Below are 25,348 nucleotides of genomic sequence, written 5' to 3' on the forward strand. Positions count from 1 at the left end.
TTTACCCATGACAACTTTGAAAAAGGCGATATTATTAAAACGGAACCCGGAAGACAAGTCAGTTCTAAACAAGCTTTCACCGGAAGAAGCCTCCCGCTACATAGAATCTGTTGACTTTTGCAATCCCCACATGCTTGTGAAAGACGAACGAAAGACAAATTTAAGAAAACAGTTTTTCAAAGAGTTATTTAATTCTCTTGAAATCTACATTGTGAACACTGCTGCTCCAATAATCCAAAGCCATAAAGCCGTAAAAGAAGAAATTTTAGGACTATAGGCTAATTGCCAATAGGACGGCTCTATATGGAAAAAATTGGTGTTATAACAGCGGGCGGCGACGCTCCAGGGATGAATGCAGCGATCCGCTCTATTGTTAGAACTGCCATATTCCATGGACTGAAGGTAGTAGGAGTAGAGCGAGGTTATGCTGGACTTATTAAAGGAAAGATCCGTTCTTTGGATGCGCGTTCCGTGAGCGGGATAATTAACCTCGGAGGAACAATGCTGAAGACTGCACGATGCGAAAAAATAAAAACAGAAGAAGGAATTAGAAAAGCTGCTGACACTTTAAAATCTAACAAAATTGACGGTCTCATAGTAATCGGGGGAGACGGTTCCTTTAGAGGAGCAAGCGAAATCTACAAAGCCAGCGGGATACCAGTGGTGGGAGTTCCTGCAACCATTGATAACGACGTCGCTGGCACCGATACCACCATAGGCTTTGACACAGCCGTCAACACCGCTTTGTTCACCATTGACAGAATCCGTGACACCGCAACCTCTCATGAAAGAGTGTTCCTTGTCGAAGTCATGGGACGAAAAAGAGGATTCCTCGCCCTTGCAGTTGGATTTGCCGAAGGAGCTGAATTTATTCTCATTCCGGAAATAAAATTTGACATAGAAGCCATCTGTAAAAAGCTAAAACAAGGGCGCAAAAAAGGAAAAACTTCAGAAATAATCGTTATGGCTGAAGGTGCAGGGGATTCTTCACAAATTGTTAAAGAAATAAAGGAGCGAACAAGATATGATGTCCGTTTGACGGTTCTCGGCCACGCATTAAGGGGCGGGCCGCCCACAGCGCAAAGTAGGGTTCTCGCTAATCAGTTTGGAGCTTATGCTGTGGAGCTTCTATTGAGGGGAACTAAGAAGAGGATGGTTGGCATTAAAGGAGGAAAAATAATTTCAGTAGATTTGGAATACTCTTGGCAGAAGACAAAGGAAATAGATGAAAAGTTGTATCGTTTAGCTGAAATTCTATCATTTTAAAGATGTGAAGGAAAATGACTCAAATGGGAGGAAGTCTGCTAAAACAGAGAATTGCTTACTTTTCTATGGAGATCGCCTTATCTAATGATATCCATACCTACAGCGGAGGCTTAGGGGTTCTTGCAGGCGACACTATACGGTCAAGCGCGGATCTGAACATTCCCTTAGTTGCAGTTACGCTGATAAGTAAAAAGGGATACTTTCGACAAGAGCTAACATGCGATGGAAGACAGATAGAACATCCAGAACCATGGGATCCCTCGCGATTTATGCAACAATTACCTGAGGAAGTTACCGTTCAAATTGAAGGCAGAAATGTCCACATTAAGGCTTGGCTATACACTGTAAAAAGTCCAATAGGTGGATCCATCCCAGTATATTTCCTCGATACTGATGTGGAGGGAAACAGTCCCGAAGACAGAGAAATTACTTCATTTCTATATGGTGGTGATGAGAGATACCGCATTAAACAAGAGATTGTTTTAGGAATAGGCGGTGTTAGGATGCTAGAGAAACTACGAATCGACGTCCGCAAATACCACATGAACGAGGGGCACTCCAGTTTCTTGGCACTCGAACTCTTACGGAAGCATGAAATGAACGTCGATAAGGTCAGGAATATGTGTATCTTTACTACGCACACACCCGTTGAAGCTGGGCATGACAAATTTTCATACAACCTTGTCCAAGAGGTTTTGGGAGAATTTATTCCGTTTAGCGTTTTGCGAAGTTTGGGTGGGCATGACAGATTAAACATGACTCTTCTTGCATTAAATCTAAGCAATTACATCAACGGTGTAGCGAAAAGGCATAAAATGGTTTCCAAAGAAATGTTTCCAAGCTATGAAATTCATGCAATAACAAACGGGATTCACTCTTACACTTGGACTTGTGAAAGCTTCAAGCGATTATATGACAAGTATCTTCCAGGATGGGCACATGAACCAGAACTGCTTGTGAGGGTAGACATTATTCCTGACGATGAAATTTGGCAAGCTCACCTTGAAGCGAAAAAGAATCTAATCAATTATGTTAATTCAGCGACAAACGCTGGCATGGATTATGACACGTTAACAATAGGATTTGCACGAAGAGCCACAGAATATAAAAGGCATACTTTATTGTTTTCAGATCTAGAAAAGTTAAAGAAAGTCACTAGAAGAGGCAGGATTCAGCTAATTTTCGCTGGGAAAGCACATCCCAAAGATTATGCTGGAAAAATGCTGATTAAACAAATATTTGACTATAAAGAAATTTTAAAAGATACCATCAAAATCGCTTATCTGGAAAATTATGATATGCACCTTGCAGCCAAACTAGTATCAGGAGTTGACGTTTGGCTAAACACACCTCTGCCGCCCATGGAAGCATCAGGAACGAGCGGAATGAAAGCAGCCCACAACGGAGTAATAAACTTCAGCGTACTAGATGGATGGTGGATCGAAGGATGGATAGAAGGCGTTACCGGATGGGCGATAGGGCCGGCTCCCGAAGAATACATGCCGATGGAAGAGCGGAAAACCAAAGAGCTTGAGGATCTTTATGGAAAATTGGAGTATGTAATTATTCCATTGTATTACCAACGTAGAGGAGAATGGATAAGAATGATGAAAAACTCAATAGGAAAAATCGCAAGCCACTTCAACAGCCACCGAATGATGCACAGATACGTGACCGAGGCATATTTGTAAAAACGCTTTTCATTTTCAAGTACCTTTTTTGACTCTTTAACAGTGGAGGGGACAGAAAACAACATCGCTGAAAGAATTATGCTTTTAGGAGTGTGCTCTATCGAGCGCGCCCTATACTACATTAATTCCATTGAGTTGCTTATCTTATTCTTTGCAAATACCAAAGAAAAACTTCCTCAACCCAGTTTTAAAGCTAAACGGCTTTCTGTTAGTGTCTCCTAACGGAAATTTGGGTGGCGATTGTTTTAGGTTTGTTCGTTTTACGGCTTAGATTGCTAATTCTGATTGTTGTTTCATAATTTTAAAATTTGACTTTGGAAGCAAAAATCAATAACTTTTGGAAGGAGTTTAAATGAGGAAAAAGTTCAAGCGGGCCTTTTGTTCGTTTGTGGTAGTCTTTCTAATGTTAGCTGTTTGCAGCCAAGTTTTACTCGGGTTAAAGAATATTCCCAATGTATCAAAATTAGTGAGTGACGCAGAGGACTTGAGCCATTCTGGAGCTGTCTTGCTTCTAGATGCCAATGGCAATAAGATTGTTGATTCTCTGGAACGGGAAATCCAGGAGAAGCCTTCGCAGATTATTCGAGTTCTAATACAGTATCGCAAGGAAGGAGGCTTCAGCAATTTTATCAGCGAGTTAAACAGCCTCTTCCCCACTGTGAATGTTAAATATAGGTATACCTTAGTGAGCGCAATTGTTGTAGATGTGCCAGCTGAAGCTGTTTCTCAAATAGCAAAGCTTTCGAGTGTTTTGCGTATTGAACCGGATACTCAAGTTCAGATCACTTTGGATACTGCTGTGCCAGTGATTAACGCGGATAGGGTTTGGACTGATTATGGCTTTCATGGCGAAAGCCAGACAATAGCAATTTTGGATACGGGTATTTGGCCTGAACACCCAGACTTTCAAGGCAAAATTGTCGGGTGGGTTGACTTCATTAATAGCAATCCAACGCCATACGACGATAATGGACATGGCACTATGGTTGCTAGCATAGCGGCCGGAGCCGGCGCTGGTTCTAACGGGACATATAAGGGCGTTGCTTACATGGCTAACATAGTTGCCGTTAAAGTGTTAGATGCTAAGGGCAGAGGCTACACAAGCACAATAATTATGGGACTTGAATGGGTTGCAGCGAAAAGAAACACATACAATATTACGGTTACTAATCTAAGCCTAGGCTCCATAGGTCCATCAGACGGCAAGGACGCCCTAAGCTTGGCCTGCAACTATCTTGTTGATGAAGGAATAGTAGTTGTGGTTGCGGCTGGCAACTTCGGACCAAGACCATACACGGTTGGCTCTCCAGCTGCAGCGGAAAAAGTCATAGCTGTTGGAGCAGTTGACAGATCCTCAGATATAGCGAGCTTCTCTAGCAGAGGGCCAACACTAGACGATAGGTTTAAGCCAGACATATGTGCCGTGGGTGTAGCCGTAACAGCGGGTTCGCTACCATACCTAAAATATCCGGAGATGCAATGGCAAATTTACCGATCCGTGAGTGGAACATCAGCAGCAGCACCCATGATAGCCGGAGCTGCAGCCCTACTAAGACAAGCTCACCCAGACTGGCCTCCGGAAAAAGTTAAGGCGGCTTTACTGACCCGAACTGTTCAAAAAGGAGGTGGCATAAACAATGACTACGGCTATGGAATCGCGAATGTATTCGAAGCCTTACAAGGGCCTAAGCCAACTTTGACGATAAACACGTGGAAGTTTATTAACGGTGTGCCAACATTCGCAGAAGCAAGAGCCTATGGACAAAGAAGCCCAGAGCCTTACGTTCTGGTGAGGGGAACGTGGTTTACGCCGAATTCACTGCTTACTTTAAAATGGGATAATACAACGATTCTTGCCGAGAACGTTCAAGTAGATGAAAATAGAGTCTTTGCGGTGAACGTTACAATTCCACGTTCAACATGGGGCATTCACTATGTAAGCGTTTGGAGGTCAGAAAACTTCATAACGCAGCATGTTTACGAAATCCTCAGACCAACTCTTGCATTTTCAGCGTCGGAACTTTTCCAGACAACGATTGACTTCGGAAGACCGGGAGTAACAATATGGGCGAGGGGAGAATACTATGACCCCAATGGTTCTGTAACAGTAAAATGGGATAACACAACAATCCTTGCTGCTGACGTTTCAACAGATTCTAGTGGGATATTCAAAACGTCAATAACTATTCCGCTAGATGCAAGCGCGGGCATACACTATATCAGTATATGGAATGAAACTGAATTTGCAACCCAAAAATTAATTCACATATTGAAGGTTACACCGGTAAGCGGAGTAATAAGCGAAAACACCACATGGACAAAATACGGCAGCCCCTATAATCTAACAGGACACCTAATTATTGACGAGTTTGCATCATTAACCATAGAGCCAGGGGTTGAGATAAAGGCAAACGGTTATAGAATATGGGTTAATTCAAACGCCAAACTTAACGCAACCGGAACGCCGTCTGAACCAATAATCTTTAACGGTACTGGAATTCAACTTCGAGATGTCGCAGAAAACGCTAGCATAACTATTAAAAACTGTATAATCACCAAGGCTCAATATGGATTCTATGCTCCATCCACGCCATGCCGGCTTGTAAACGTAAACATATCAATTGAAAACTCCGTCTTTACGAAAAATGGCAAAGCCATATCCATGGAGGTGATCAATATACCTGTCGCTACCGTCTCGTTTTACATAGTTAACAATAAGATAGTAGAGAATTACGGTGACGCAATAAAAATAGGATCTGGCGGGGGATTATCATTCAATGAAATTCGCATAGTGAATAATACTATTGTTTCAAACGATGGTAATGGAATTGTATTTTGGGTTTATGGGATAAGTGGTGTGCTTGAAATAGCTGGAAACACCATAAGATCTAACGGTGGAGATGGCTTACGAATTTGCTGGTATAATTTTCCACCTATGCCCATAACCAGAAATCACATAGCTTACAACAGCGGAGCAGGAATATTCATGTCAATACCTGGAACAACTTTTGGTGGAGATACAACACCTTTGATAACGCAAAACTACATTACACGAAATGCTTATGGCATCGTAGTTTATAGAGGGGCTGCATCGGATGTCCCTGAACACATCCCAACAATCTTCTTTAACGACATTCACTCTAATGCGTACTATGACCTTGAAATATTGAATACCGGGGATCGAAAGTACAATGCAACTTATAATTATTGGGGGACTCTAAGTGCTAACGAAATAAGCCAGAAGATATGGGATTTCTACGATGACTTCAGCTTGGAAAGGGTAGTTTACATGCCGTTCCTTAATATGTCCACTAGGGCTTCAGTGTTTGGATACTTAACAGACTTTGCAACAGGATTTTCAATAGCGAACGCCACTATAGAAGCAGAAGGTCCAATCTACGTTTACAGCTACAGCAACGGCACCGGATACTTTATGATCGATGGACTGCTGCCCGGAGAATATGTAATCAAAATATCAAAGGAGGGCTATGAAACCGTAACATGGTTTGAAAGCGTTGGGGCAGCGCAGGCTTTTGAATCAAGCATAAGCATGAGAAGACTTGAAGGTTACGGTGAAGCAACAGTCGTTTTCGACGTGATTGTAGATGGAGAAACCTATCCTGTTGCCGTTACAACAAATTCCACTGTTTCAGACTTCAACTTTAGCCTCGAACATATGCAAATAAGCTTCAAGGTTGCCGGCATTGATGGAACAACAGGCTTCTGCAATGTGTCGATTCCAAACAGGCTTCTAGGAGGACCATACACGGTATTTGTCAACGACACTCCAATAACGCCCACAATAACAAGCAACAGCACCCACACATTCATCAAATTCACCTACAACCACAGCGAAAAGACAATAAAAATCGTCGGAACATCAGTAATCCCAGAATTCCCCATGGCACTATACCTACCGATTTTCATAGCTCTTTCATTTATAGCCATAACCTTCAGTAAAAACCGTAAATGAACCACCATTTTATAAACAAGCAAACCTCGCTTCCCTGTAATAAAAGGAAATACTGTTAGTCATCGTTAACAGAAAAGATTAGTTGATGAAAATTTTTATCTGTAGTAGGTATTTTAGTTGTAATTATGCCTCAGGAAATTCGGTTATGGGAAGTGAAGGATAGGGGATTGGTGGAGATTCCGAGGGATAGGCTCAGTTTTGAGGAGCGTTTGGAGGAATGGCTTGAGAATGACATTTCAATAATATCTGATGATTTGCTTGTTATCGGCCGGCAAGTAAAGACGGCTTTTGAGAAATACATTGATCTTTTATGTATCAAACGAAACGGCGATTTGGTCATAGTAGAGTTAAAGAGGGATAAGGCTCCGCGGGAAGTGATCGCCCAAATTCTGGAATACGCGTCATGGGTTGACGACTTATCCTATGATGAAATTGTTGACATTGCAAATAATTATCTTAAAGATAAGGAGGGAATTACTTTTGAAGAGGCTTTTGAAAGGAAATTTGAGGAACAGCTTCCAGATGTTTTAAATGAGTCCCATGAAATGCTTATAGTGGCTTCGGATTTAGACGATCAAGGGGAAAGGGTAATCCGCTATCTTTCTGAATATGGAATTCGAATCAACGCCGTGACATTCAATTACTTTAAGAAAGGCGAACAGGAGTTCGTAGCAAGAGCTATGTTAATTCCGAAAAGTGCTGAAGAAGTACGGAAAACAAAAAGGAGGTACTATCTAACAGAGGAGGAGTTAAGAAAGATAGCCCAAGAAAATGGTGTTGGTGAACTGTATTCCATCTTAGTTAAGGGTCTTGAGTTGCTGTTTGACGATTGGGGGACAACCTTAAGTTCAGTAGCTTTTATTGGACGACAAAATGGAAGAATGAACACAATATTTAGCATAGTGCCAGGTCAAAGCAGCCAGCAAGATGGATTAAAATTCCAAGTATACCTGAAGAGATTTGCAAGATACTTTAATATACCCGAGGCTGAAGCTGAAAACATACTGCCTCAAAACAAAAGAGAATGGAAATTCTACAAAAACGCCCCACCAGAGTATACAGGATATGAAGGCTTCTTCAAAAATAAAGAAGAGATCGAAAGATTCCTAAACAAATTGCGAGAATTAAAAACAAAAGTTATGGCTTAAAAACGCGCACCACCTCTGCTAGTCGCTGTTAACAGAAAAAATAATCAGAAAAAGGCATATAGCAATTAATCTAAAACGTTTTTAAATTATTTTGAACACAATATTCCTCATGATCTTGGAATTAGCTAGGCGTATGGAGCATTTTGGCTCTGTTCGATTTTATGATGTGCAGAGAGTTTACGAGCTGGATTCTGGTATGAGGAAATTTCCCACTAAGGCTAGAGAGGCTGTGGCAACTATATCAAGTGAGGATATAGAGAAGATTAATCAGAAAATGGCGATAGTGGTTCCCGTCAAAGACGAGAGGCTTAGACTTTTGGAAGGTGTTCTAAGTGGAATCCCCCACGATTGCCATGTGATCGTGGTTTCGGGTAGCAGAAGATCTCCCGTTGACAGGTTTATGATGGAAGTGCAACTACTTAAACGGTTTAATCACTTCGTGGGCGACGAGATCCTCATAATACACCAACAGGATCCAGGACTATCGGAAACTTTCAGAAGCGCTGGTTTTGATTCTATCCTTAACAAAACTGGGTCTATTAGAAGCGGTAAGGCTGAAGCCATGGTGATAGGCGTACTTCTGGCAAAGATGCTTGGTAAAGAATATGTTGGTTTCATAGATGCCGATAATTATTTGCCGGGCGCTGTCCACGAGTACGTTGAGATTTATGCAGCTGGCTTCAGCCAAGCCGAAAGCCCATTTTCCATGGTAAGAGTTTCATGGGTTCACAAGCCCAAAATTACAGAGAATGGACTGTTCTTCGCCAAATTTGGAAGGGTTTCGGCGGTTTCTAATGAGTGCCTTAATTTATTGATGTCAAGTTACACTGGCTTCGAGACAGATGTTATAAAGACCGCTAACTCAGGCGAGCATGCCATGAGCATAAAGTTAGCTGAACTCCTGTATTACGCGTCTGGATTTGCTGCTGAAACATATGAGATAGTTAACCTCATGGAACAGTTTGGAGGAGTAATCCCCGCCCCTTCTCAAGCTACCTCCCAAGCTGCATCTTTAGGGGTTGATGTTTTTCAAATAGAGAGCCGAAATCCCCATTTGCACGAAGAAAAGGGAGAAAGCCACATCAAAGAAATGCTTCTTTCATCCATAGGCGCCATATATCACTCCCAAATCTGCCCACCACAGTTGAAAGACAATATTGTTTCCATCTGCACAAGACATGGCTTCAAAGTTAAGGAAGAAGAAATTCCATGCCCAGCAAAGATTAGGCCTCCCTGCGAGTTAGACATGAATAAATTTGCTGTCGAAGTACAGAAAAATTCCCAAACATTAATAGAGTTGAAATAGCGACTGGAGGTTTAGAAAGCCATATCAGGGCTTGTAGCTTTTGACATGGATGGAACCCTCCTTGATGGAAGAGTCATTTACACCATAGGCCACAAGCTTGGATTCACATCTGAAATCGAAAAAATCGCCAAGTCCTCAAAGATTCCATACGAGAGATCACGAAAGATTGCAAAGCTCCTCAGAGGCTTGACTGTTTCCGAGTTTACTGAAATAGTTAAAGCGATACCCCTTATGAAGGGTGCATCGAAAACCGTTAAACAGTTGAAAGACAAAAACTACAAAGTTGGGATAATAAGCGACAGCTACACACTAGCAACGGAGATTGTTGCTCGTAGGCTAAAAATGGATTTCCACGTAGCAAACATGCTAAAAGTGAAGAACAATGTCATAACAGGCTTTTTAGAAATGCCCATGGGCTGGGAAAAAATAGGCTGCCATTGCAAGCAATCAGTTTGTAAACGTTACCACTTAATCCGTCTCGCAAAGGAATACAACTTGGATCTATCTAAAACCGTTGCAGTAGGCGATTCCATCGCTGACCTTTGCATGTTAGAAAGCGCCGGAATCGGAATGCTATTCAACCCCAAAGACAACAATATGCCAACGAATGTAAATTATATAATACACGGCAAAGACCTTCAGCTGATATTAGGTTATTTAAACACCCCCAAGGAGCCCTCCCCAACTTTAAGGCTTTGAGCGCAGCCTTATCGATTATTTTTTAAATTTGCTTTTTGAGTTAGGTTCGACCAGCTTGTTAATGCTGAATTTAAAGCGACTTTAGAGCGCGTAAAAACGATCACTTTAGCATTATCTTCCATTAGTTGCAGCTAAATGTTGTTTTTGTTATTGTGGTGGTGTTAGGTGTGGTTCTGCTTGTTGTTGGTATGTTTGTCTCCAGCTTTCTCTGCTTTTGTTTATGTAGGCGCGTAGCTGTTCCGGCAGCTTATGGCCCATCCAATATTCTATGTATAGCGGATCCACTTTATGGTCGCTTAGGAACGTGCGGAAGGCCGCCCTCAACGAGTGGGGACTGTAGGGATTTCTGCCTTCAAACGCACCTGCGTATTTCTGGGCGGTCTTGCGGTCACGTTGTAGATCGGCGATGCATTCTCGAGCCTTTGGCTTGACAAATGCTCTTTAAGGAGTTTGACAGCCCAAGCACCAAAGAATGTGACGAAACGGACCCTATTTTCCTCCTAGCTAAGTCAAGACGAAATGGCGTTATTCCTTTTTCAAATTCCTCTTTAATGTCGCGGTATGTTAAGGCTAGGAGGTCGGATAGGCTTAGGCCGCTTTGAAGGATAGAGGCGCAATACTCCTATACATTGGCCTGTCCATGGCGGTTATAAACTCGCCCATCTCCGCTAAAGTTCAAAGGATGCTTCTTACTTACCGGTTGACTGGTGGAAGATTCACGTAAACTCTAATAGTCTTTGGCACATAGCCAAGACTTTGAATCCAAACAACAAAAACCATTCAAGACCTCAGTGGCTATACGTCTCCTTTCACCCTAGGCAAGAGTCTGTCTCTATTAACAGCGTCCAGAAAATCCTTCAAAGCCCCCCTTGACCAACGTAAAAACTGCTGGGACAGTCTTAATCCTCGACCATGAACATTACGAATAGGTGATGTGCTTAGCCCAGCAATTAAATGGCGCTTTTTATAGGTGTAAATTGGATCACCTACACAACCACCGCTCATCAAAACAGGTATGTGTAAAACAGGCTGAAAACAATACGTCCTTTTTGCCGATCTATCAGAAACTTTGGCTATACGGTATCGACAACTATCTTCAGGATCAAATTATAAATGAGGCAAAACTGGTTAAAATATTTAAAATAGCCTTCATAGCTATCTCTAGTGTAAAGTGTAATAACCTGTAAATTTTAAAATGTGATAATGAAGCGCCTTAAGGAGCTCAAAGAAGGCACAATAATGAATGAAACAAAATCATACGAGAACGACGAAAAGATAGGTAATGTTAAAGAATTTAAGGAAGAACTCGGATATCCGCACGAGTTATTAACCCTATCTTTCAAAAAAGCTGAGGATGTTCTAAAAGGTTCATATAGAAACCGGACTAAAATTTTTGCTGCTTTATGTCTTTCTATGCGAAGTCAGCAAGTCGATTTAGAGGTCGACGTAAAAAACGAACCTTATTTGTTGGCGTTGCTATATCTTCATAAAAGATCGAGATTAAGACTAAGAAAAATTTCTAGGGGATTAAATGACAAAATCAAAGAGTATGTTGAACAATTTGAAAATACAAAAAGCACTTCTGCATTTTCAGCGCTTAAAAACCTTGTAGTTGATTGTACTTACTTGCATTTGGTTTCGTTAGAAATACTTAAGGTCCCGATTTTATCTGCTGAAACCATCGAACTTTGCATGAAATACTTAGGCTCTGAAGTTGAAATCGGAACAGTTCTCTCTTCTTTGAGGTTACTAGAAGAAAAGGAAGCTAATCGGACAGAAATTAAAAAGATTATTAATTCCTTTCTTTACATAAAAGAGCCCTCTCTTGTAGAAAGCACATTGTTAATTTCTTTTCTTTTAGCTTTACGTTTCCCGGACTTAAAATCTGAGCTTTTGTTTGCTCACTATTATACCCTTAGAAAATTGGCCGAGGTATATGAAAAAATTAAAGAGTATCACCAACTTGATGATCCAATACTCCAGAAACTATTCGCCACTTCAATTGTGCTATTCCTTTGCGGTTATTATAAATCGTTACGATTGCCTCATGAAGAAAAGTTAAATTACATTCGAGAGACAATTAAAGAGCCCTTCATCGAGCATGAAGTTGAAAAAAGCCTAGATTATGCATCTAAAGTTAAAATTTTGCACTTCGAATTACCACTTTGGTTCATGACATTATGCATAATCACTCTACTTCTTCTTCATGTTTTTATTGAAGTTTACACGCCTGCATCAATCGGCATAGGAATTATAAGCTTCGATCTTCCTCGAATACCCCTTTTCCTAGTTTTCTCTATCGTACTACTGATAGTTTTATTTTATAAGGCTCTAAAGTTTAAAGAAGATACTCTGAATAGAATTAGAAAAGGCGAGAGAGATGAGTAGTTATAAAACTAGTCTATACGTGTCAAAAGTTGAATTGCCTATTTTTCCGACGAGAGCGAGTGTCAGAAAAGGAGTATGGGAAAGCTTGAAGGAAATAAAATTATCAGAGAATGTCCAAGAGAGCATCAAGTTTATAGAAAAAACGCAAAACGTTATTTTCAACGACACTATCATTGCGTTCAGCGTTAGAGAGATTCCTGAGGAAAAATATTATTTAGTATCATTCTTTCCCTATGGTGAAAACACATCAATCTGGACCAAAAGAGATAATATCAAAGCGATGAATGATGTCATCAATTTTTGTGATGTTTTAGGGAACGAATTGGATGTTATTGTAGAAGAGGGGATCCTCCATTTTAATAGACAATATTTAGATTCAAAACATGTTATAGATATATCTGACTGGGACGTAAGTTTTTCGTCCATCAACCCACCTGAAAAAAGAGATTTAAAATCAGTTTTAGAAGAATTGCGAAGAAGCGGCTATAATTACGTTATTGAAAAAGTTCCAAAAGGAAAGAATTTTCAAATTTTTACGCAAACGTATCTTAGGGATAGAGGACCTATAGAATTATTAAAGCAATTCCTTCGAAGGTTTGGTAAAGTTGAAGGGCCTAAGTCGTTAATTACAGCAAGAGAACTTGGAGAAAAAATCTACGATAAAGAAAATACCATATTTATCTTTGTAGAAAATGAAAAGATGCTTGAAGCATGGTACAAAAATCTAAAAATATTCTTTGATAGCAACCGTATTGCAACCCAATATGTAATGGACAGGACAATATACGAGAAAATTAAACTTCCAGGCATTCAAGCGAACTTCATTCTTGAAGTGATGACTAAATTAGGACTAAAGCCCATCCAACTTCGTCCACCTGAGAATATAATTGATAGCGATGGTTTCCTATGCTTATCGAGTATTGAAAGTACTACGCGTAGACTTTTTGGCGCTCTTTTCACATATGCAAAAGAAGGTCTTGAAATCGAAGAGGAAGTGCAGATTTATCAAGATGTTGAGTTTAGCATCCATGAAGGCACTCTCGAGATACCTGCAAAGGATATTGGTTTGCTTTCTGAGAAAATTTCTAAATTGATTGGGAAAGGTTAACGATTGATATTCTACTAACTATGGAATGGAATAAAGACTCTTTAAAGAGTTTGGTTGAGAATTTAAATAGGAACGGGATTAAAACAAACAGAGTTTATTATGTTTCTAGTAAGACTTCTCGATACGTAGACAGCTGTCTGGTTGAAGGGTTCCAATATAGATGTCTTCATCCGTACTTAATAATAGGCAATACCGTGGCATTTTTGAAACCGTCAACAGATATTAGAATCTACGCAAATCTTTCATCTTTATTTATCAAACTAATGTGGCCTGAAGATGGTAAAATTGAAGAGAAAGATTTAGAGAAAATTTTATGGTTAGTTAAAAAGAGAATATATAGGATTCAAGAGTATCACGTATTAAAAATTCCTGAACCGGTACTTGTTTTCAAACATGTTAGAACAATGTACTTAGGTGAAATAAAAGAAAAACTTACAATACCGCTTCGACTATTGATATGAAAGGCTCGAAATAGATCAATTATCTTTGTCGTGTTTAAAATTGGAATGTTCGTGGTGAGCGTTGGATGCGATTCTCTTATTAGCGATATGTTTGTCCCAGCTTTTCTGTTCTTATTTATGTAGGCGTAGCTGTTCCAGCATGTTGCAATCACTAAGCCCATAAAACCCACAGAAGATCATGAGAAAACTTTAACTTTTTATTATATAACCAAAAATATGCATGGTGCCCTAGATGAAAAATGAAACTAAAGATGAAAAGAAGGGCACTAGAACTAGGGGTATAAAGCCCGGCCTCGGCCCCACACGCAAAGTTAAAAAGCGCCCATACTTGGCATGGGGAATTTATTATGGGTGTTGTGTCTGCTTTTGATGAGGTTTTGAGGCTGAGTGGTGTGTTAACTTGAAATTCTCTTTCAGTTTGAATTCTTTTTGGAATAAAATTTTCAAATAACTTATTAAGTATGGAATAACGTCTTAATAGCAAATCAACAAAATCGGAGGGATCTTTGCTGGAAAAGAAACGGACAGTCGAAGAAATTAACGAGAAAATTAAAAAGGGCGATGTGCAGGTTTTGACAGCCCTAGAAATGAAAAAGCTTGTTGAAAGTAGCGGCGTGGAAGTCGCCTTTAAAGAGGTTGACGTTGTTACGACAGGAACCTTCGGTGCCATGTGTTCTTCAGGGGCAGTGATAAACTTGGGCCATTCAGACCCGCCGATAAAAATCCAAAATGCGTGGATAAATGATGTACCGGTTTGCCATCCAGGGGCTGCTGTCGACCTTTACATAGGAGCCACGTTGATGTCTGAAACTCGACCTTTTGAATATGGAGGAGGGCATGTCATCGAAGATCTAATCAGCGGTAAGGAGGTTGAGCTTAGAGCAACGGCTTACGGCACAGACTGTTATCCACGAACCCAGCTTAGGACAACGATAACTAAGGATGACTTAAACCAGTTTTACCTCATTAATTTTAGAAACTGCTATCAACGATACGTTTGCGCAACCAACAGTCGGGACGAAACAATCTACACTTACATGGGTAAACTCTTGCCAAGATTCGGCAATGCAACTTTCTCAGGTGCTGGCGAATTAAATCCTCTGATGAATGATCCGGATTATGAAACCATTGGAATAGGCACTCGAATATTTCTAGGAGGCACCCAGGGCTATGTAATAGGCGAGGGAACCCAGCATGACCCAAAAAACCAGCTGGGCACCATCATGGTCAGGGGAGACTGTAAAAAAATGAATCCTAAATTCATCAGAGGCGCTGCCTTTACAAAATATGGAACAACGCTGTACGTTGGAATCGGGATACCCATACCGATACTTAACATAGGCCTGGCTAAAAAGACAGCCGTGAGAGACGAGGATATTAAGGTGCCTATAGTTGACTATGGAGTGCCGGTTAGGGATAGGCCTAAACTCGGCGTCGTCAGCTATAAAGAGTTGAGATCGGGAACAATAACGATAAACGGTAAAAAAGTTAAAGTAAGCCCACTGTCAAGTCTTAAAACTGCAGTGGAAATCGCAGAAACGTTGAAGAAATGGATTGAAGAAGGCCTCTTCTATCTTACGGCTCCTGTTGAAAGATTACCGGGTGATACAGAGTTTAAGCCTATGAAGCAGAGGGAGAAAGCCTTCCTAGTTAGAGATATAGTGCAGAAGGCTGTCACCTGCCGGGAAGACGAAGAAATCAAAGAAGTTGCCAAAAAAATAATAGAATACTCTGTAAATCATGTTGTAGTCGTGAACGATAAGGGAGAGTTAACAGGCATAGTTACTTCATGGGACGTGACGAAGGCTGTGGCTGATGGCAAAAGCAAACTCTCAGATATAATAACTAGGAAGGTGATAACGGCACGTTTGGAAGAACCAATAGAGGCTGCAGCTAGAAGAATGGTTCAATATCAAATATCTGCCTTACCCGTAATAGATCATCAAAGAAAAGTGCTGGGAATCGTAACATCAGAGGATGTAACAAAAATTTTAGGGAGGTAGCTAAATGGTTAGAGTTCTCTTGAGATTTCCAGAAAAAATAGTGAACCAGCCTATAATTGCTCAAGTGTTACTTCAGCATCGGATAACCCTTAACATAATAGCGGCTCACGTAGATTTTCATGGAGGAAACGTCTTAATAGAAGTCCCGAAGGAGCATGTGGAAAAAGCAGTAAATGCCTTTAAAGAAAGAGGAGTTTTTGTATCATTCCCAAAGCTGATAGAGGTTGACAAGGATAGATGCCTAAACTGTGGAGCATGCTATTCATTATGCCCCGTTGGAGCAATAAGCATCGGAGAGGACTATTCCATATCCTTTGACAAGGAAAAATGCATAGGCAGTCCTTGTGGATTATGCGTTGACGCTTGTCCAGCCAGAGTTATAAAACTGACGAAGGAGCTGAACTTGTCAGTGTTGAGCGATGAAGAAAGGGGATCTAATTAAAAGAAGATTTCAGCTAAAGGAAACAGTGTGTACTATTATATCGGATCAAATAATGGCGGTGAATGCTGCAATCGCATCAATCATAAAAAACAGGAGAATTGTTGAGTCCTACGTGAGAAACAACCCTATTTTTCTTTATTCGCTGAAGCCTGTTCACGTTGAAGATGGACCAGAGGTGGTTAAGCGGATGGCGGAGGTTGCGGAGAAGGCGAACGTTGGACCTATGGCTGCGGTTGCGGGAGTATTAGCGGATCTAGCGGTGGAAGAAATGATTAAAACGGGATGCAATGTAGCGGTTGTTGAAAACGGAGGAGAAATCTCAGCGATTTCAAATACCCCCATCGACACTGCTCTACTTGCGGGGGATCATGTCCTCTCGAAGAGTTTTGGCTTTAGATTGACCGAGTTTCCAATAGGGGTTGCCACCAGCTCCGGGCTTTTCAGTCACGCATTAAGCTTTGGACAAGCTGAGGCAGTAACAATATTCGCAATAAACGCTGGACTCGCTGACGCTGTTGCAACGGCTATATGCAACGTAATAAAGGGAGATGACTACCGACAGGTGGCTGAGAATGGAGTGAAGAAAGCTTTAGGCATAGACGGAGTTAAAGGAGCCATAGTGATTTACAGAAACTACATAAGCATGGGTGGACGGATTCCCGAATTAATAAAGATAAGGTAAGCTTAATTTTCTCCCAGTTTAAATTCTTCGTGGATTGCTTGCACGGCAGCCGGGCCGTCTGTTTCTTTAACGACAAACGATATATTTAGCTCGGAGGATCCTTGAGCAATCATTCTCACGTTAATGCCTCTACGCGCGACCGCCGTGAATATTCTAGAAGCTATACCTGGGGTGTTCCGCATTCCCGCGCCGACAACCGATATCACGCATACATCATCTTCAGCGTTTATTTCCCTGATAGGTCCCCCTCCGAGAAGGGCTAATTCTAAGGCATTAACAGCCTTTTCTAAAGCATTTCTGCGAACAATGAGGGATATATTAGCCTCAGAGGCACCTTGTGAAATCATAAGAATGTTGATCCTGTTTTTACCGAGAACTTCAAAGACTTTGGCTGCCGTTCCAGGGGCTCCCACCATGCCAGCACCACTGATGTTTATTAATGCAACATCTTTAAGTAACGTTACTGCCTTAACAGTGGTTCCGGGTTTAGACTTTACTTCTCTAATGAGGATTGTTTCAGGACCCCCGGGGTTAAAGATGTTCTTTATTCTGACTATTGTATCTCTGTCCATGATGGGCTCTAAAGCCCTTGGATGCATAGCCTTGGCCCCGAAAACAGCCATCTCTAAAGCCTCTTTAAAGGAAATTTCAGGCAAGGTTTTCGCGTTTGGCACTATTTTCGGGTCGGAAGTCATTAGTCCGTCTACGTCTGTCCATATCCAAATCTCTTCAGCTTCTAAGGCAGCGCCTATTATGGTGGCGGTGTAGTCTGAGCCTCCGCGGCCCAAAGTGGTTGTAACACCATCCTGAGTGGCGGCTATGAAACCGGTTACTACGGGAACCATGCCCCTTTGTAGAATTGGTTCCAAGCGCTCCTTAACTTGAAGCTGAGTAACCTTCATCAGCGGATTAGCCTCACCAAAATTGTCATCGGTGACTATGCCGGCTTCTGCCCCTGTTAGGAAACATGCGTTCAGTCCAATATCCTTTAGGGCGCCATATACTATTGGGGCAGAGAGCCTTTCGCCAAAAGATAGAATGTAATCTCTAGATCTTGGCGTAAGCTCGCCCACATACACTATTCCAGTCAAAACTTTTTCAAGCTCTTCTAGCGTAGCTGCAATCGTCACTTGAACTTCCTTTAGTATGAAAGCATTGGATATGGCTTCCTCGGCAACCTTTAGATGCCTATCTAAAAGATTCTGTTTGAACTGGTGGATAAAGCCTTTGTCACGTTTCTCAGCTTGTTCAGCAGCTTCAATAAGTTTTTCGGTTATGCCGTCAAGAGCGGAGACGACAGCGACAACTTGACGTCCCATGTTTATGTTCGAGGCTATCAGCTTTGCTATTCTGTGGATGTTTAATCCAGTGGCTACGGAGGTTCCTCCAAACTTCATTACTATTCTCATCAAAGTCACCTAATTATGCAAGCAATTTTGCAGCAAGCTCTTGCTTTATATCTAGAAGGTCCCGCAATATAGCACTGGCGGTTTCAACTCCACCAGCGCCTCGCCCAATGATGGTCTGTTCGCCTGCAAATTCTGAATAGAAAGTCACCGCGTTAAGAGTTCCGCTGACGGATAAGGGGCTGGTTTTAGGGATTTTCTCCGGTTTAACCTCTAACTTTCCGTTAACTGAGCCTATTAACTTAATTGTGCAATTGTCCTTTGCAGCGTCTTCAATATGTTTCATGGAAATGCCTCGAATGCCTTTAATGTTTACGTCTTTTAACGTAACTTTTTTGTTCATAACCCAGTTAGCTAAAATCACAAGCTTACATGCAGCGTCTATTCCGTCAACATCCATGGATGGGTCAGCCTCAGCATAGCCAAGCTGTCTAGCCTTCTGAAGAGCCTCTTCAAAGGGAATGCGCCGCTCAGTCATTTCTGTCAGTATATAATTTGTTGTCCCGTTAAGAATGCCCTTTAACGATAGAATCTTGTCACCGTATAAACATCTTTTGGCGAATTCAAGTATCGGAGTCCCAGCGCCCACGGAGCCGCTGAACCTAAAATAAACTTGATTATGTTCAGCCAGTTCTGTAAGAGCGGGCAAGGCTAAAGCTAACGGCCCCTTATTTGAAGTTACAACATTTTTACCAGCCTTAAAAGCGCTTTTTATGTATGAAAGAGCTGGCTCTCCATCCTTGATGTTGGTTGGTGAAACCTCGACGAGAGCCTCAGCGTCCAAGGACTCAATTAGGTCTAAGATGGGTATCCCCAATTTTCCGTACGCTTCATCAGCAGCTACAGTGCCCTTCTCCGCTTTTACTGATAACATCCTTTGCAAGTCTAAACCCTTCAGGTTTACGGCAACACCGCCTTTATCGGCAATAGCGACAACTCTTGGCCGAAATCCATAGACATTAGATAGTTCCAACTCGCGTTTAATGAAGAGTTTGGCAAGACTTTGCCCGACAACACCGAACCCGACAAGAATTATGCGCACATCTAAAGCCTCCAACGGCAACTTATGTTAATTGTACAGTTAATCCCAATAGCTTTTCGATTGCGCTTAATTCAGCATCAACCTCGTATGGTTTCTCAAAAGTCTTTACAACAACCTCTGGATCCTTAAGGCCATGTCCCGTCGTAACGCAGACAACGACTTCATCCTTATCTATTTCTCCCCCCTCAACAAGCTTTTTTAGTCCAGCTATTGACGCCGCGCTTGCTGGCTCTACGAATATGCCTTCGGATCTGGCAAGCATTTTTTGGGCTTCTAGAATCTCGTGATCGCTAACTGTTTCAGCGGTTCCTTTTGATTCTCTTATGGCGCGTAAAGCCTTTTTCCAGCTTACGGGCGCCCCTATTCTTATAGCGGTAGCTACTGTTTCTGGTTTCTCGACTGGAACAATTTTATCTACTCCCGTTTTAACGGCTTTCGCTATCGGAGCGGCGCCCTCAGCTTGAATACCTATCATTCGCGGAAGCTTATTTATCAATCCAAGTTCGTAAAATTCGGTGAACCCCTTCCATATAGCGCTTATGTTTCCAGCGTTGCCAACTGGCAGTACAACAGCATCCGGGGCCTCTCGGTTCAGTTGGTCGCAAATTTCATAAGCAATTGTCTTCTGTCCCTCTATTCTGAAGGGGTTAATGGAGTTTAGCAAGTATATCTCCCTATGTTCTTCTGAGAGCTTCAAAACCATCTCCAAGGCTTTGTCAAAGTTGCCTCGAATTTGTACAACTTTCGCTCCGTACGCTATTGCTTGAGCTAATTTCCCAAAAGCGATGGCGCCGGAGGGTATCAGTATTATGCAAGATAACCCTGCCTTTGCGGCGTAAGCAGCCAATGACGCAGACGTGTTGCCTGTTGATGCGCAAGCAACCATTTTAACCCCAAGCTCCACGGCCTTAGTTACGCCGACAGTCATCCCTCTATCCTTGAAAGATCCGGTGGGATTTTCTCCCTCGTTCTTAACGTATAGAGTTTCTAGTCCCAAGATTTTTCCTAGACGGTGGCATGAATAAAGGGAAGTGCCCCCTTCGTTGAGTGAGATAACATTTGAGAAATAGCGGATTGGCATAAAATCGCGGTAACGCCAAACCGACAAGGGTAAGCTTTGCCAATTACTTTTTTCAAGCTTCTCTTTGAGAAAGGAGTAATCATATCTTATTTCGAGAATGTCGCCGCATTTCGCACAATTGTAAATTACTTTTTCTATATCGTATTGGTCATTACAGTTAATGCATACTTGGTACATTAATCGTCATGCTCCAGCAAAGTAACACCCTTCCCGGCTTTATATAAAAGGTTTCTGCAATTGCACTCGCAAAGTTGAAACACTTTGCGTAGGGCTTCAACCTTAGTCAAAAATTAGAGGGGAAATTGTTATTGGCCTATGTAAAATCGAATAGGAGGGAAGTGAAAATAAAACCATCACATTATTTATTTTACGGGCTTTTATACAACCAGCTGAATTATTATAAGTATGACGATCAGTATCACTAGTATCTTTAAGGCTTTGCTGTTGAATCTTTGGGCTTCTTCAGCTTTTTTGGCGTCCACAAGCTTCATGATATAGACTGACACAGAGAGGTTGTAGAGAAAGATGGCGTAAACAGAAATCATCATTCTATCCGCCAATGTCAAGTAGCCTATGGGTGGTATACCACTAAGTAGTGAAAGGTGAAACGCTGAAGCAGACATCAAAGTTGAAACCGCCAAGCCTATCCGCTGCCCGAAGTTCTGTGGAGAAATGAAGAACGTTAAAAGCGATATGGTTGTTATAACCGATATTGGCAGCACGCTTTTAACAAAAGCTGAGAACACTGGCCGCTTTAGGTATAAGATAAAGACAAACCTCGAATAGGTTTCATCGCCATAAGAGTGCTCCACAACCATCTGTTCAAAGCCGCCTATCTCCCAACCAGCAACATTAACCGTCTCGTCCACGGCTGACTCCGAGTCTGGCCTAAAAATCAGAAGTGAAGCATTACGACTCTTATGCTCAAGTTCAATGGTAAGCATGTGAGTTTCAAATGGATATCGAGTGAAGTCAAAGGTTTTCATGAACTCTCCTCTTATGCGATATTCAACACGGTTTTCCTCTTCAGCAACCGTTTCCGGCGTTTTTGTTGGAGCACCGTTAACGATTTCAAACTCTTTCACTTCAGCTGAACTAATTTCTGAGGAATTAAATTTGAACCATAGATAAAAGTCTAGGCGGTAACTGCTGGCGGTTAAGTCAATTTTTTCTACATTTATAAGCCAGATACCCACGTGAACCTCTGTACGGTTTTGGTTTGCGGTAGCCTGTTGCGCTCCAACTCTTCCACAAAACAGTAGCGTAAAGGCGAAAGCTGAAAGTAAGGCAATTATAATCAAACTTTTCAGTCGCATGATCGCCCCCCATCGGAAATCTCCGCCTTTAAAAACTCTGATATTTAAGTTTTGCCAACCTAATTTTCGCGAAAGAATGACTGAACAGCTTTCACAGCATTAACGGTTCTCTTCAAAACCAATTGAGCTGCTTCTTGAGTTGGCCACCCGCCTAATCCGCAATCCGGTCCAGTGAAGGTTAATCTTTCTCCAAACTTCTCCTTCGCACTTTTAAATCGTCTTTTTATGGTTTCTTCGTCTTCCACAATTTGCCATATTTGCGGTTCTTTAACTCCCATCTCGTAAAGCTCAGCCAAGATAGCGTCTATATCTGTTCTAGACACACCTACCCGAATTTGTTTATCCGCTTTTTCCAACATGCTTTTTGATACGGCTTCCAAATTTTTAGGAGAGGCAGCGCATTCCACCGAAACCACGTCCAAGTTTTTAACCCCAAGAAGTTCAGCAATCCTCGCCGTGGAGTGGAGGTGGATTTGTTTTGTTGCTCCGCTGAAGCTGAAGGCTTTCTCAAAAACTTCCAAAACCACATCTTTCGCAGCCGCCACGTCCTGAAACCCGAAACTGGGCTCATCCAAAGAAACCACTTCAGTTTTAACATGTTTAGAGTTTAAAAGCGAATTAACAGCAAACCTTCGCACAGTCTCAGCAAACATCAATAAGACATCCGTATAAGCAGCAGTTCCAACCTCTTTAATGTAAAGCTCAAATGGACCCGTTACACAGACACGAAGGGCGATTCTTTCTATACCCAGCTCCTCGCACAATTTCTTTGCTTCGCTGTTAATGACATAAAGTTCCGGGATGACTGCTTCTTCCTTTTCAACAATATACGTGCCTTTTTCCATGGCTCTATGAATTGACTCAATAAACTGCCGGTGTATATCATAATGCTGTGGATAATTAACAACGTCTAAGCCTGCTTCGCATTTCATCTTGAAAGAAGCCTTAACCACGGTATAGAAGTTCCTAAACAAGAATTCATCATCTGTTAAGGCTCCACCCTCAATCACTCGATCTCTTGCCATGGCATAAGCTTTCTCAAAGTTTTTCCGCTCAACAAACTGAGGCAAGGGGAAACTTCCTATGTCATCAACCAACGTTTGCATGGAAAAAATTAGGAAGGCGTACAATAATAAAGTTACCTTATCACGTTTTCGCATGAGGCTCGCGCAACATATATAAGCGCGTTTTTATTGCTTGGAACATGAGGATAAAAATGCTAAGCCTTTGGAAGTTACGCCTATCAATGGTGGCCGCTTTGGCCATAATCTTCACTTTGTCGACGCTTGTACTGGCTATTATTTTGAGTCTCCTTCAAGTTGGCTTAATCTATATTGGGATATTTGTCGTGGCCTTCAACATTCTCCAGTGGCTTATAGCACCATACGCCATTGACACCTTATACCGAGTAAAAGAAATACCTGAAAACAAAAATCCAAAGCTTCACGCAATAGTGGAAAACTTAAGCAAAAAAAGTGGCATTAAAAAACCGAAGCTTATGTTAGCTCGTATCCCGATACCAAACGCTTTCGCATATGGCTCACCTATAGCCGGAAATCGCGTGGCGGTCACTGAAGGCTTGCTGGAGACTTTAAATGAAGGCGAAGTTGAGGCAGTTATAGGCCACGAACTTGGCCACTTAAAGCATCGAGACGTCCAAGTTATGATGATTGTTTCACTTCTACCTGCCTTATTCTATTATGTAGGCTACATGATAATGGTTTCCTCCATGTATAGCAGAAACCGAAGAGAAGAGAGTGGTGGAATGACGTTACTAGGCATGGTTCTTGTCGCCTTCTCGCTTTTCTTAACATATGTTTGCGTCTCCTTCCTAAGTCGTGTCCGTGAATATTACGCTGACAGACACAGTGCCACCATAGTTGAAGACGGCGCACAGAAACTTTCCCTAGGACTAGCAAAAATAGTACGTACAACCAAGAACTTGAGAAGAACTAGAAAAGAAACACAACATCTCAACGCCTTTAAAGCCCTGTTTATAGCAGATCCGGACAGAGCGGAAGCAGAGTCTATGACGCTTTCAACTTTGGCGTCTACCAGCGACCAGAAATTGGTAGAGGAAATATTATCTCAAAAGTTAACATGGATTGACAAAATAAACGAAATCTTCTCAACCCACCCCCACGTAGTTAAAAGAATCAAAGCATTACAACAATCAAGTTAGACTTTGCTTCTAAAGGGGAAATTCCTTAAATAATCACAGCATAAAACTACTAAACATTTTATGAGGCGGTTGAATGAGGCAAACTCCACAAATAATCGCGAATGCTGTTAAAGAAGGAAGAAAGCACCTCTATGAAACAGAGGCGAAAACAATATGCATGGAATATGACATACCTGTAACAGCTTTTAAACTAGCCGAAAGCGAAGCCGAAGCCGTTAAAGCCGCAGAGGAAATAGGCTTCCCGGTTGTTTTGAAAATAGTTTCACCCGATATAATTCACAAGTCAGACGTCGGCGGAGTAATGTTAAACTTAAAAAACGCCAAAGAAGTTAAAACTGCCTACAAACGGATAATGGAAAACGTTAAAAAACATAAAAGAGATGCAAAAATAATTGGCGTAATAGTCCAAGAAATGGCTCCACCATCAACGGAAGTCATCGTCGGCGCCATAAAAGATCTCCAGTTTGGCCCAACCTTAATGTTTGGGCTTGGAGGTGTTTTTGTTGAAATCCTGAAAGATGTTACCTTCAGAGTGGTACCAATAACCGAAGAAGAAGCCCGCGAGATGCTGACCGAAATAAAGGCCTATCCACTCCTTAAGGGTTATAGAAACCTGCCACCAGCAGACACTGAAGCGATAGTTAAAATTTTGCTAAACACTTCAAGGCTTGTAACGGAGCATCTGGAAATTAAAGAACTGGACTTAAACCCCGTAATGGTTTATGAGAAAGGCGCAAAAACGGTTGACGCAAGGATTATCCTTGAATAACTACGTATACCTAGCTAAAAATGAAGTCTTCTCAAAGGCCTCAGTTCCGCTTGGAACATGTTTCTTCGTAAGGCTTGATGGTTGGAAATCTAGAAGGCTTTCAGAGGCTGTCGGTGCTGAAAAACCCTTTGATAAAAAGTTTGTCAGATGCCTAGTCTCTTCGGAGAAGTTACTTTTTAAAGTAGGGTTTAATCCAGCTTTAGTTTACGCGGTCAGTGATGAACTGAATATTCTATTCATGAGTAGTGCACCCTTTAACGGTCGAATCGAGAAAATAGACTCAATTACGTCAAGTTTAGTTTCATCAGCCTTTGCCATTATACTTACAGAGTCTGTTTGGCAAGACAGAGATCGTAGCCTTTGATTCAAGGATTGTTCTAGTACC

22 protein-coding genes are annotated in these 25,348 nt (G+C 41.6%); 16 read left to right on the forward strand and 6 right to left on the reverse strand.

Annotated features, from left to right (window positions below; all coding sequences use genetic code 11):
- The 7 genes from KEJ24_00005 to KEJ24_00035 all read left to right on the forward strand — a co-directional run.
- Window positions 1-277, forward strand: a 277-nt coding sequence (locus KEJ24_00005; protein ID MBS7646211.1) for a hypothetical protein, incomplete at its 5' end; no start/stop codon positions are given.
- A 26-nt stretch (window positions 278-303) separates the two neighbouring features.
- The gene (pfkA, locus tag KEJ24_00010) at window positions 304-1,266 is read left to right on the forward strand and encodes a 6-phosphofructokinase (GenBank protein MBS7646212.1); all 963 of its coding nucleotides are present in this window, start codon (window positions 304-306) and stop codon (window positions 1,264-1,266) included.
- A 14-nt stretch (window positions 1,267-1,280) separates the two neighbouring features.
- The gene (glgP, locus tag KEJ24_00015) at window positions 1,281-2,957 is read left to right on the forward strand and encodes an alpha-glucan family phosphorylase (GenBank protein ID MBS7646213.1); all 1,677 of its coding nucleotides are present in this window, start codon (window positions 1,281-1,283) and stop codon (window positions 2,955-2,957) included.
- Between the two features lie 352 nt (window positions 2,958-3,309).
- Window positions 3,310-6,930: a S8 family serine peptidase gene (locus KEJ24_00020; protein ID MBS7646214.1), complete on the forward strand. Its 3,621-nt coding sequence runs from the start codon at window positions 3,310-3,312 to the stop codon at window positions 6,928-6,930.
- 125 nt (window positions 6,931-7,055) lie between these two features.
- Entirely contained in the window at window positions 7,056-8,078 is a 1,023-nt protein-coding gene (locus KEJ24_00025; GenBank protein ID MBS7646215.1) for a DUF91 domain-containing protein, read from the forward strand.
- A 109-nt stretch (window positions 8,079-8,187) separates the two neighbouring features.
- Window positions 8,188-9,384, forward strand: a complete 1,197-nt coding sequence (gene mpgS, locus KEJ24_00030) for a mannosyl-3-phosphoglycerate synthase (GenBank protein MBS7646216.1) — start codon at window positions 8,188-8,190, stop codon at window positions 9,382-9,384.
- Between the two features lie 45 nt (window positions 9,385-9,429).
- Window positions 9,430-10,083: an HAD-IB family phosphatase gene (locus tag KEJ24_00035; GenBank protein MBS7646217.1), complete on the forward strand. Its 654-nt coding sequence runs from the start codon at window positions 9,430-9,432 to the stop codon at window positions 10,081-10,083.
- Window positions 10,084-10,878: 795 nt separating this feature from the next.
- Here KEJ24_00035 and KEJ24_00040 read toward each other — a convergent pair.
- Window positions 10,879-11,088 (reverse strand): hypothetical protein, encoded by a 210-nt coding sequence (locus KEJ24_00040; protein MBS7646218.1) that lies wholly within the window; start codon window positions 11,086-11,088, stop codon window positions 10,879-10,881.
- Between the two features lie 234 nt (window positions 11,089-11,322).
- On the opposite strand from KEJ24_00040, the gene KEJ24_00045 reads away from it, so the two are divergent.
- The 6 genes from KEJ24_00045 to KEJ24_00070 all read left to right on the forward strand — a co-directional run bounded on the left by KEJ24_00045 (window position 11,323) and on the right by KEJ24_00070 (window position 17,167).
- Window positions 11,323-12,471, forward strand: a complete 1,149-nt coding sequence (locus tag KEJ24_00045; protein ID MBS7646219.1) for a hypothetical protein — start codon at window positions 11,323-11,325, stop codon at window positions 12,469-12,471.
- Window positions 12,464-13,579: a hypothetical protein gene (locus KEJ24_00050; protein MBS7646220.1), complete on the forward strand. Its 1,116-nt coding sequence runs from the start codon at window positions 12,464-12,466 to the stop codon at window positions 13,577-13,579. Before KEJ24_00045 ends, KEJ24_00050 begins: the two co-directional genes overlap by 8 nt.
- A gap of 194 nt (window positions 13,580-13,773) precedes the next feature.
- A complete protein-coding gene (locus tag KEJ24_00055; protein ID MBS7646221.1) occupies window positions 13,774-14,040 on the forward strand; it encodes a hypothetical protein in 267 nt (88 codons plus the stop codon).
- 506 nt (window positions 14,041-14,546) lie between these two features.
- Window positions 14,547-16,043, forward strand: a complete 1,497-nt coding sequence (locus KEJ24_00060) for a homocysteine biosynthesis protein (protein MBS7646222.1) — start codon at window positions 14,547-14,549, stop codon at window positions 16,041-16,043.
- A gap of 4 nt (window positions 16,044-16,047) precedes the next feature.
- On the forward strand, window positions 16,048-16,485 hold the full coding sequence (locus KEJ24_00065) for a 4Fe-4S binding protein (protein ID MBS7646223.1): 438 nt from the start codon (window positions 16,048-16,050) through the stop codon (window positions 16,483-16,485).
- A gap of 52 nt (window positions 16,486-16,537) precedes the next feature.
- Window positions 16,538-17,167, forward strand: coding sequence for a UPF0280 family protein (locus tag KEJ24_00070; protein MBS7646224.1), 630 nt, complete (start codon window positions 16,538-16,540; stop codon window positions 17,165-17,167).
- 2 nt (window positions 17,168-17,169) lie between these two features.
- Here the strand turns inward: KEJ24_00070 and KEJ24_00075 are convergent, their stop codons facing one another.
- The 5 genes from KEJ24_00075 to KEJ24_00095 form a co-directional block, all read right to left on the reverse strand.
- Complete coding sequence (locus KEJ24_00075) at window positions 17,170-18,576, reverse strand: aspartate kinase (GenBank protein ID MBS7646225.1); 1,407 nt, start codon at window positions 18,574-18,576, stop codon at window positions 17,170-17,172.
- 13 nt (window positions 18,577-18,589) lie between these two features.
- Window positions 18,590-19,615, reverse strand: coding sequence for a homoserine dehydrogenase (locus tag KEJ24_00080; protein ID MBS7646226.1), 1,026 nt, complete (start codon window positions 19,613-19,615; stop codon window positions 18,590-18,592).
- A gap of 22 nt (window positions 19,616-19,637) precedes the next feature.
- Window positions 19,638-20,873 carry a threonine synthase gene (locus KEJ24_00085; protein ID MBS7646227.1) on the reverse strand — a complete coding sequence of 412 codons (1,236 nt, stop codon included), beginning with the start codon at window positions 20,871-20,873 and terminating at the stop codon, window positions 19,638-19,640.
- Window positions 20,874-21,073: 200 nt separating this feature from the next.
- Window positions 21,074-22,012, reverse strand: a complete 939-nt coding sequence (locus tag KEJ24_00090; GenBank protein MBS7646228.1) for a hypothetical protein — start codon at window positions 22,010-22,012, stop codon at window positions 21,074-21,076.
- A gap of 59 nt (window positions 22,013-22,071) precedes the next feature.
- Window positions 22,072-23,082 carry a hypothetical protein gene (locus KEJ24_00095; protein ID MBS7646229.1) on the reverse strand — a complete coding sequence of 337 codons (1,011 nt, stop codon included), beginning with the start codon at window positions 23,080-23,082 and terminating at the stop codon, window positions 22,072-22,074.
- 134 nt (window positions 23,083-23,216) lie between these two features.
- On the opposite strand from KEJ24_00095, the gene KEJ24_00100 reads away from it, so the two are divergent.
- The 3 genes from KEJ24_00100 to KEJ24_00110 all read left to right on the forward strand — a co-directional run bounded on the left by KEJ24_00100 (window position 23,217) and on the right by KEJ24_00110 (window position 25,327).
- Complete coding sequence (locus KEJ24_00100) at window positions 23,217-24,194, forward strand: M48 family metalloprotease (protein MBS7646230.1); 978 nt, start codon at window positions 23,217-23,219, stop codon at window positions 24,192-24,194.
- 73 nt (window positions 24,195-24,267) lie between these two features.
- Window positions 24,268-24,963 carry an acetate--CoA ligase family protein gene (locus KEJ24_00105; protein MBS7646231.1) on the forward strand — a complete coding sequence of 232 codons (696 nt, stop codon included), beginning with the start codon at window positions 24,268-24,270 and terminating at the stop codon, window positions 24,961-24,963.
- On the forward strand, window positions 24,956-25,327 hold the full coding sequence (locus KEJ24_00110) for a hypothetical protein (protein ID MBS7646232.1): 372 nt from the start codon (window positions 24,956-24,958) through the stop codon (window positions 25,325-25,327). Before KEJ24_00105 ends, KEJ24_00110 begins: the two co-directional genes overlap by 8 nt.
- The last annotated feature ends 21 nt before the right edge of the window (window positions 25,328-25,348 follow it).

This window comes from Candidatus Bathyarchaeota archaeon, from assembly GCA_018396705.1.
Taxonomy (GTDB): domain Archaea; phylum Thermoproteota; class Bathyarchaeia; order Bathyarchaeales; family Bathycorpusculaceae; genus DRVP01.